General features: G+C 66.6%; 6 protein-coding genes. All 6 read left to right on the top strand.

Features of this window, described 5'->3' with window-relative positions; genetic code table 11:
- A partial coding sequence (locus A5636_RS06185) for a GreA/GreB family elongation factor (protein WP_172827164.1) occupies positions 1-274 on the top strand: 274 nt, incomplete at its 5' end.
- A gap of 99 nt (positions 275-373) precedes the next feature.
- Entirely contained in the window at positions 374-739 is a 366-nt protein-coding gene (locus A5636_RS06180) for a GtrA family protein (RefSeq protein ID WP_155763655.1), read from the top strand.
- A 31-nt stretch (positions 740-770) separates the two neighbouring features.
- Positions 771-2,165: an FAD-binding oxidoreductase gene (locus tag A5636_RS06175; protein WP_065157821.1), complete on the top strand. Its 1,395-nt coding sequence runs from the start codon at positions 771-773 to the stop codon at positions 2,163-2,165.
- Positions 2,166-2,930, top strand: a complete 765-nt coding sequence (locus tag A5636_RS06170; RefSeq protein WP_065157820.1) for a decaprenylphospho-beta-D-erythro-pentofuranosid-2-ulose 2-reductase — start codon at positions 2,166-2,168, stop codon at positions 2,928-2,930.
- 2 nt (positions 2,931-2,932) lie between these two features.
- The gene (locus A5636_RS06165; RefSeq protein WP_065157819.1) at positions 2,933-4,891 is read left to right on the top strand and encodes a galactan 5-O-arabinofuranosyltransferase; all 1,959 of its coding nucleotides are present in this window, start codon (positions 2,933-2,935) and stop codon (positions 4,889-4,891) included.
- A complete protein-coding gene (locus A5636_RS06160) occupies positions 4,891-8,181 on the top strand; it encodes an arabinosyltransferase domain-containing protein (RefSeq protein WP_065157818.1) in 3,291 nt (1,096 codons plus the stop codon). Before A5636_RS06165 ends, A5636_RS06160 begins: the two co-directional genes overlap by 1 nt.
- Positions 8,182-8,245: the final 64 nt, after the last annotated feature.

The raw sequence follows: 8,245 nt of genomic DNA, 5'->3' as shown, positions 1-8,245 counted from the left end.
GCCTTCAGCCGCCGGTCCGTCAGATTCGGATCCGTCGGACGTGCTGCCCGGCGGCACCGAGGTCACGCTGCGGTTCTCCGACGGTGAAGTGGTCACCATGCACGTGATCTCGATCGTGGAGGAGACGCCTATAGGCCACGAAGCCGAGACGTTGACCGCGCGCAGCCCCCTCGGACAGGCCCTGGCCGGCCACCAGGCGGGCGACATGGTGACGTACTCCACCCCGCAGGGACCGAGCCAAGTCGAGCTGATCTCGGTGAAGTTGCCGTCATAAGCCGGGAATCGGCACCGTTAGACTCCCCCGATGGCCGATCCCACGCCAGGAGCGATGCCGCCCTACGAGCCAGCACAACTGAGCCTGAAAACCCAGGTGCTGCGTTTCGTGGTCACCGGCGGCATGGCCGGCATCGTCGACTTCGGCCTTTACGTCGTTCTCTACAAGCTGGTCGGAGTACAAGTCGACCTGTCCAAAGCCATCAGCTTCATCATCGGCACCATCACCGCTTATTTGATCAACCGGCGCTGGACCTTCCAGGCGCTGCCCAGCACGGCCCGATTCGTCGCTGTCATGGTCCTGTACGCGATCACCTTCACCGCGCAGGTGGGGCTCAATCATCTCTGTCTGGCGCTGCTGAACTATCAGAGTTGGGCGATACCCGTCGCCTTCGTGATCGCGCAGGGCACGGCAACGGTCATCAATTTCATCGTGCAGCGAGCCGTGATCTTCCGCATCCGTTGAGCCCACCCGCCAAGCGGTACCCTCTTTGACGATGTCAAGCACCGTTGAGCCCATTGCGGGCAGCACCACTGCCACCCGGCTGACCGGGTGGGGACGAACGGCACCGTCGGTTGCTCAGTTGCTGCGCACCCCGGACGTCGAGGTGATCGCGAAGGCCGTGGCAAGAGTCGCGGACTCGGACGGACGGGGCGTCATCGCGCGCGGGCTGGGCCGGTCGTACGGCGACAACGCTCAGAACGGCGGCGGCCTGGTGATCGACATGGGCGCGCTGAACAAGATCCACTCGCTCAGCGCCGACAGCCGGCTGGCCGACCTCGACGGCGGCGTCAACCTCGACCAGCTGATGCGGGCGGCATTACCGCTGGGGTTATGGGTCCCGGTGCTGCCCGGCACCCGTCAGGTCACCATCGGCGGTGCTATCGCCTGCGACATCCACGGCAAGAACCATCACAGCGCGGGCAGCTTCGGCAACCACGTGCGCAGCATGGACCTGTTGCTGGCCAGCGGTGAAGTCCGCCACATCACGCCCGACGGCCAGGACGCGGAACTGTTCTGGGCCACCGTCGGGGGCAACGGCCTGACCGGAATCATCCTGCGCGCCACCGTCGAAATGACGCCCACCGAAACGGCGTACTTCATCGCCGACGGCGATGTCACCCGCAGCCTCGACGAAACCATCGCCTTCCACAGCGACGGCAGTGAAGCCAACTACACGTATTCCAGCGCCTGGTTCGACGCGATCAGCGCGCCGCCGAAGCTCGGCCGGGCGGCGATCTCTCGCGGTTCGCTGGCCAGGCTGGACCAATTGCCTGCGAAGCTGCAGCGCGACCCGCTGAAATTCGATGCGCCGCAACTACTTACCTTCCCGGACGTGTTCCCCAACGGGTTGGCCAACAAATACACCTTCATGCCGATCGGGGAACTCTGGTACCGCAAATCGGGAACGTATCGCGCCAAGACACAGAATTTGACGCAGTTCTATCACCCGCTGGACATGTTCGGCGAGTGGAACCGAGCGTTCGGGTCCGCGGGCTTCGGCCAGTACCAGTTCGTGGTGCCCACCGACGCGGTCGAAGAGTTCAAAAACATCATCCGCGACATCCAAAAGTCCGGGCACTACTCGTTTCTCAACGTGTTCAAGTTGTTCGGGCCGGGCAATCAGGCACCGCTGAGCTTCCCGATCCCCGGCTGGAACGTATGCGTCGACTTCCCGATCAAACCCGGCCTCAACGAGTTCCTCAACGAACTCGACCGCCGGGTATTGCAATTCGGCGGTCGCCTCTACACCGCCAAGGACTCCCGGACAACCGCCGAGACCTTCCACGCCATGTACCCGCGCATCGACGAATGGATCGCCGTGCGACGCAGAGTCGACCCTTCCGGGGTGTTCGCCTCCGACATGGCCCGACGTTTGGAGCTGCTGTAGATGGTGCTTGATGCCGTGGGAAACCCCCAGTCCATCCTGTTGCTCGGTGGTACCTCCGAGATCGGGCTGGCGATCTGCGAGCGCTACCTGCGCAACGCCACCGCACGAATCGTGTTGGCCGTCATGCCCAATGACCCCGGTCGTGACAATGCGGTCGCGCAGATGAAGGCGGCCGGCGCGCGTTCGGTGGAAGTCGTCGACTTCGACGCTTTGGAGCCGGACACCCATCCCAAGGTGATCGACGAGTGCTTCTCCGGCGGTGACATCGACGTGGCCATCGTCGCCTTCGGCTTGCTCGGTGACGCCGAGGAACTCTGGCAGAATCAGCGCAAAGCCGTGCAGATCGCCGAAATCAATTACACGGCAGCAGTTTCGGTGGGTGTGCTGCTCGCCGAGAAGATGCGCGGTCAGGGTTTCGGGCAGATCATCGCGATGAGCACGGTGGCCGGTGAGCGGGTGCGCCGGTCCAACTTCGTCTACGGCTCCACCAAAGCCGGGTTGGACGGCTTCTACCTGGGGTTGTCAGAGGCGCTGCGCGAGTATGGCGTTCGGGTGCTGGTGATCCGGCCCGGCCAGGTGCGCACCCGGATGAGCGCCCACGTCAAGGAAGCTCCGCTGACCGTCGATAAGGAGTACGTCGCCGAACTCGCGGTGACGGCGTCCGCGAAGGGTAAGGAATTGGTTTGGGCGCCAGGAACGTTTCGCTACGTGATGATGGTGTTGCGGCACATTCCGCGGAGCATCTTCCGCAGGCTGCCCATCTGACCATGCGTAACGCGCTGGCCACCCTGGGCCAGATGGCCGTGGCGGTCCTGGTGGCCGTCGTGGTGTCGGTGGTTTCCCTCCTTGCTATTTCGCGCGTGCAGTGGCCGGCGTTTCCGTCGTCCAATCAGCTGCACGCGCTGACCACCGTCGGGCAGGTGGGTTGCTTGGCCGGGTTGCTCGCGGTGGGTTTCGTCTGGCGCCGCGGCCGCTTTCGCCGGTTGGCTCAACTGGGCGCGCTGGTGTTCGTGTCCGCTTTCACCGTCGTGACTCTGGGCATGCCACTGGGCGCCACCAAGCTGTACCTGTTCGGCATCTCCGTCGATCAGCAATTCCGCACCGAATACCTGACCCGGCTGACCGACAGCCCCGCCCTGCGCGACATGACCTACCTGAATCTGCCGCCGTTCTACCCGCCGGGGTGGTTCTGGTTCGGTGGACGGGCTGCCGCGTTGACCGGGACCCCGGCTTGGGAGTTCTTCAAACCGTGGGCCATCACCTCGATCACCATTGCGGCCGCCGTCGCGCTGGTGCTGTGGTCACGGATGGTCCGCTTCGAGTACGCGCTGCTGGTCACCATCGCGACCACCGCGGTGACGCTGGCCTACAGCTCGCCGGAGCCCTACGCCGCGATGATCACAGTGCTGCTGCCGCCGGTGTTCGTGCTGACGTGGTCCGGTCTGCGGGCCGGTGCCCGGGTGCCCGCTCGCGCCGAGCGTGAAGCTGGCCGCACAGTCGACGACGAACGTGAAGCTGGCCGCACGCTCGACGCGAGCGGGGGGTGGGCGGCAATCGTCGGCGCCGGGTTGTTCCTGGGCTTCGCTGCCACCTGGTACACGCTGCTGGTTGCCTACAGCGCGTTCACGATGACGGTGATGGCCGTCGGCCTGGCCGCCTTCCGCTGGCGCGCATCCGGGTTCAAAGCGGCGCTCGACCCGCTGCGCCGCCTGCTGGTCATCGGTGTCATCGCGGCCGTCATCGGCTCCGTCACCTGGTTGCCGTATCTGTTGGCGACGATGCGTTCACCGGTGAGCGGGTCCGGCAGCGCGTTGCACTACCTGCCCGCTGACGGCGCCCAGCTGACCTTCCCGATGCTGCAGTTCTCCCTGCTGGGCGCGACCTGCCTGCTCGGCACGCTTTGGCTGGTCGTCAAGGCGGGATCGTCGGTCCGGGCCGGTGGGCTGGGGATCGCCGTGCTCGCCGTTTACCTGTGGTCGCTGCTGTCGATGTTGACCACCCTGGCACGCACCACGCTGCTGTCGTTCCGGCTGCAGCCGACGCTGTCGGTGCTGCTGGTGACGGCCGGGGTGTTCGGCTTCGTCGAAGTGACCCGCGCACTGCGCCGAGACTGGATCGGCAGCCGCGCGGTGTTCCCGATTGCCGCGGCGATCGGCCTGACCGGCGCGATCGCGTTCAGTCAGGACATTCCCGACGTGCTCCGGCCCGACCTCACCATCGCCTACACCGACACCGACGGTGACGGGCAACGCGGCGATCGGCGCCCGCCCAGCTCGGAGAAGTACTACCCGGCAGTGGACGCCGCGATTGCGCGGATCACCGGCAAAGCACCCGACCAGACGGTGGTGATGACGGCCGACTACAGCTTCCTGTCGTTCTACCCGTACTGGGGATTCCAGGGGTTGACGTCCCACTACGCGAACCCCCTGGCCCAATTCGACAAGCGTGCCGCGCACATCGAGTCGTGGTCCAAGCTCAAGACGGCCGACGAGTTGATCCACGCACTGGACAGCCTGCCCTGGCCACCGCCGACCGTGTTCCTGATGCGCCGCGGCGCGAGCAGCACCTACACCCTGCGACTTGCTGAGGACGTCTACCCCAACCAGCCCAACGTCCGTCGCTACACCGTGGACCTCAAAGCCGCCCTGTTCAACGACCCGCGCTTCACCGTGGAAACGATCGGCCCCTTCGTGCTAGCCGTCCGCAAGCCGGTGCCGAGCCGCTGATGGCTACCAACACCGCAGGGCGCGGGACCGAAGAACTAGACCCGATTGCCGGGCTACCATCTACCTCCGTGAGCGACGCGGGAGCAAACCACCGGATCGCTCGGCTCGTCGCGGTCGTCGCCGGTCTGCTCGGAACCGTCCTCGCATTGGCGACCCCACTGCTGCCTGTGCAGCAGACCACCGCTGCGCTGAACTGGCCGCAGAACGGCGTCTTCAAGAGCGTCGAGGCGCCGCTGATCAGTTATGTGGCCACCGATCTGAACATCGCCGTGCCGTGCCAAGCGGCCGCCGGGTTGGCCGGCCCGCAGAACGCCGCCAAGACGGTGCTGCTGTCCACCGTGCCCAAGCAGGCACCCAAGGCCGTCGACCGCGGATTGCTGCTGCAGCGCGTCAACGACGATCTCGTGCTGATCGTCCGCAACGTCCCGGTCGTCACCGCGCCGATGAGTCAGGTGCTGGGCCCGGATTGCCAGCGGTTGACGTTCACCGCCCACGCGGACCGGGTGATCGGTGAATTCGTCGGGCTCAAGCAGGGACCCACCAGCGAGCACCCCGGCGATCCCCTACGCGGTGAGAAGAGCGGCTACGACTTCCGGCCGCAGATCGTCGGCGTGTTCACCGACCTGTCCGGACCGGCCCCGCCCGGTCTGACCTTCTCGGCGGCCGTCGATACCCGCTACAGCAGCAGTCCGACGCCGCTGAAGATGGCCGCGATGATCCTCGGGTTGATGCTCACCGCGGCCGCTCTCGCCGCCCTGCACGTCCTGGACACCGCCGACGGCACCCGGCACCGGCGGTTCCTGCCGTCGCGCTGGTGGTCCCTCGGTGGGCTGGACGCACTGGTCCTCGTCGTCCTGGTGTGGTGGCACTTCGTCGGCGCCAACACTTCCGACGACGGCTACATCCTGACCATGGCCAGGGTCTCGGAACACGCCGGCTACATGGCGAATTACTACCGCTGGTTCGGCACGCCGGAGGCGCCGTTCGGCTGGTATTACGACCTGTTGGCACTGTGGGCGCACGTCAGCACCGCCAGCATCTGGATGCGGTTGCCCACCCTGCTCATGGCGATCACCTGCTGGTGGGTGATCAGCCGCGAGGTGATTCCCCGACTGGGCCACGCGGTCAAGCGAAGCCGGGGCGCGGCGTGGACGGCTGCCGGCATGTTCCTGGTGTTCTGGCTGACGCTGGACAACGGGCTGCGTCCGGAGCCGATCATTGCTCTGGGCATCCTGCTGACCTGGTGCTCGGTGGAGCGCGCGGTGGCAACCAGTCGGCTGCTTCCCGTCGCCATAGCCTGCATCATCGGCGCGCTGACCTTGTTCTCCGGTCCTACCGGCATCGCCTCCATCGGTGCGCTGCTGGTCGCGATCGGCCCGCTGCGGACCATCCTGCACCGACGCTCGAAACGGTTTGGCGTGCTGCCGCTCCTGGCGCCGATTCTGGCCGCGGCCACCGTCACCGCAATCCTGATCTTCCGGGACCAGACCCTGGCCGGTGAAGTCCAGGCGAGCCGGTTCAAGCAGGCCGTCGGGCCGAGCCTGAAGTGGTTCGACGAGCACATCCGGTACGAGCGGTTGTTCATGCCGAGCCCGGACGGGTCGGTGGCGCGACGCTTCGCCGTTCTTGCGCTGATTGTCGCGTTGGCGGTGGCGGTGGCGATGTCGTTGCGCAAGGGCCGGATTCCGGGGACGGCGGCCGGGCCGAGTCGCCGCATCGTCGGCATCACGGTCATCTCCCTGTTCGCGATGATGTTCACCCCGACCAAATGGACCCACCACTTCGGCGTGTTCGCCGGCTTGGCCGGCTCGCTGGGCGCGCTGGCCGCGGTGGCGGTGACCGCCGCGGCGATGAAGTCGCGGCGCAACCGGACCATGTTCGCCGCGGCCGTGCTCTTCGTCATGGCCATGTCGTTCGCCAGCGTCAACGGCTGGTGGTATGTGTCGAACTTCGGTGTGCCATGGTCGAATTCGTTCCCCAAGATGCGGTGGTCGCTGACCACGGCCCTGCTCGAACTCACTGTGATCGTGCTGCTGGTAGCGGCCTGGTTCCATTTCGTGGCTACCGAGGACCGCCCGCCGAAGACGCGCGTGGGCGCCCGGTTGGCCGGGCTCGTGCAATCCCCGCTGGCGATCGCGACGTGGCTGCTGGTGCTGTTCGAGGTCGTCTCGCTGACCCAGGCGATGGTGGTCCAGTACCCGGCGTGGTCGGTCGGTCGGTCGAACCTGCAAGCGCTGACCGGCCGGACCTGCGGGCTGGCCGAGGACGTGTTGGTGGAGTTGGATCCCGACGCCGGCATGCTGGCGCCGGTTGGCGCCCCGGTGGGCGATGCCCTGGGGGCCGGTCTCTCGGAAGCGTTCACGCCCAACGGGATTCCCGCGGACGTCACGGCGGATCCGGTGATGGAGCGTCCCGGCGACCGCAATTTCGCGAGCGACGACGGAGTGGTCACGGGCAGCGATCCGGGCACCGAGGGTGGCACGACAGCCGCGCCGGGAATCAACGGTTCACGGGCCCGACTGCCGTTCAACCTCGACCCGACGAAGGTGCCGGTGCTGGGCAGCTGGCGATCCGGCATCCAGGTGCCGGCCATGCTGCGATCGGGCTGGTACCGGTTGCCACCCAAGGAGCAGCGGGGCAAGTCGGCGTTGCTGGTGTTGACCGCGGCCGGTCGTTTCGATCCCCGCGAGGTCCAGGTGCAGTGGGCCACCGATGAGGAGGCGGCCGCCGGAAAGCACGGCGGCTCAATGGGATTCGCGGATGTCGGTGCGGTGCCGGCCTGGCGCAACCTACGCGCGCCGCTGTCCGCCATTCCCGACTCCGCCACCCAGGTGCGGCTGGTCGCCGAGGACGACGACTTGGCGCCCCAACACTGGATCGGGCTCACCCCGCCCCGGGTTCCACGGCTACGCACGCTGCAGGACGTGGTGGGTTCCAAGGATCCGGTATTCCTGGACTGGCTGGTGGGGCTGGCGTTCCCGTGCCAACGGCCGTTCGGCCACCAGAACGGCGTCGACGAGACGCCCAAATGGCGCATCCTGCCCGACCGGTTCGGCGCCGAGGCGAATTCGCCCGTGATGGACAATCTCGGCGGCGGCCCGCTGGGCATCACCGAACTGTTGACGCACCCCACCACGGTGGCCAGCTACCTCAAGGACGACTGGTTCCGGGACTGGGGCGGATTGCAGCGATTGACTCCCTACTATCCCGATGCCGTGCCTGCCCGTCTCGAGTTGGGCACCGTCACACGCAGCGGGTTGTGGGGCCCGGCGCCGCTACGGAAGAGCTAACCGAACGAGGATCAGCTGACCGTCCACCCGCCATATCTACGAACCTGTTCTGACCGGTACCGCG

The organism is Mycobacterium asiaticum, from assembly GCF_001673315.1.
Lineage (GTDB): Bacteria > Actinomycetota > Actinomycetes > Mycobacteriales > Mycobacteriaceae > Mycobacterium > Mycobacterium asiaticum_B.
The sequence above is the reverse complement of the archived record's forward strand: the minus strand, read 5'-3'. Positions and strand labels throughout refer to the sequence as shown.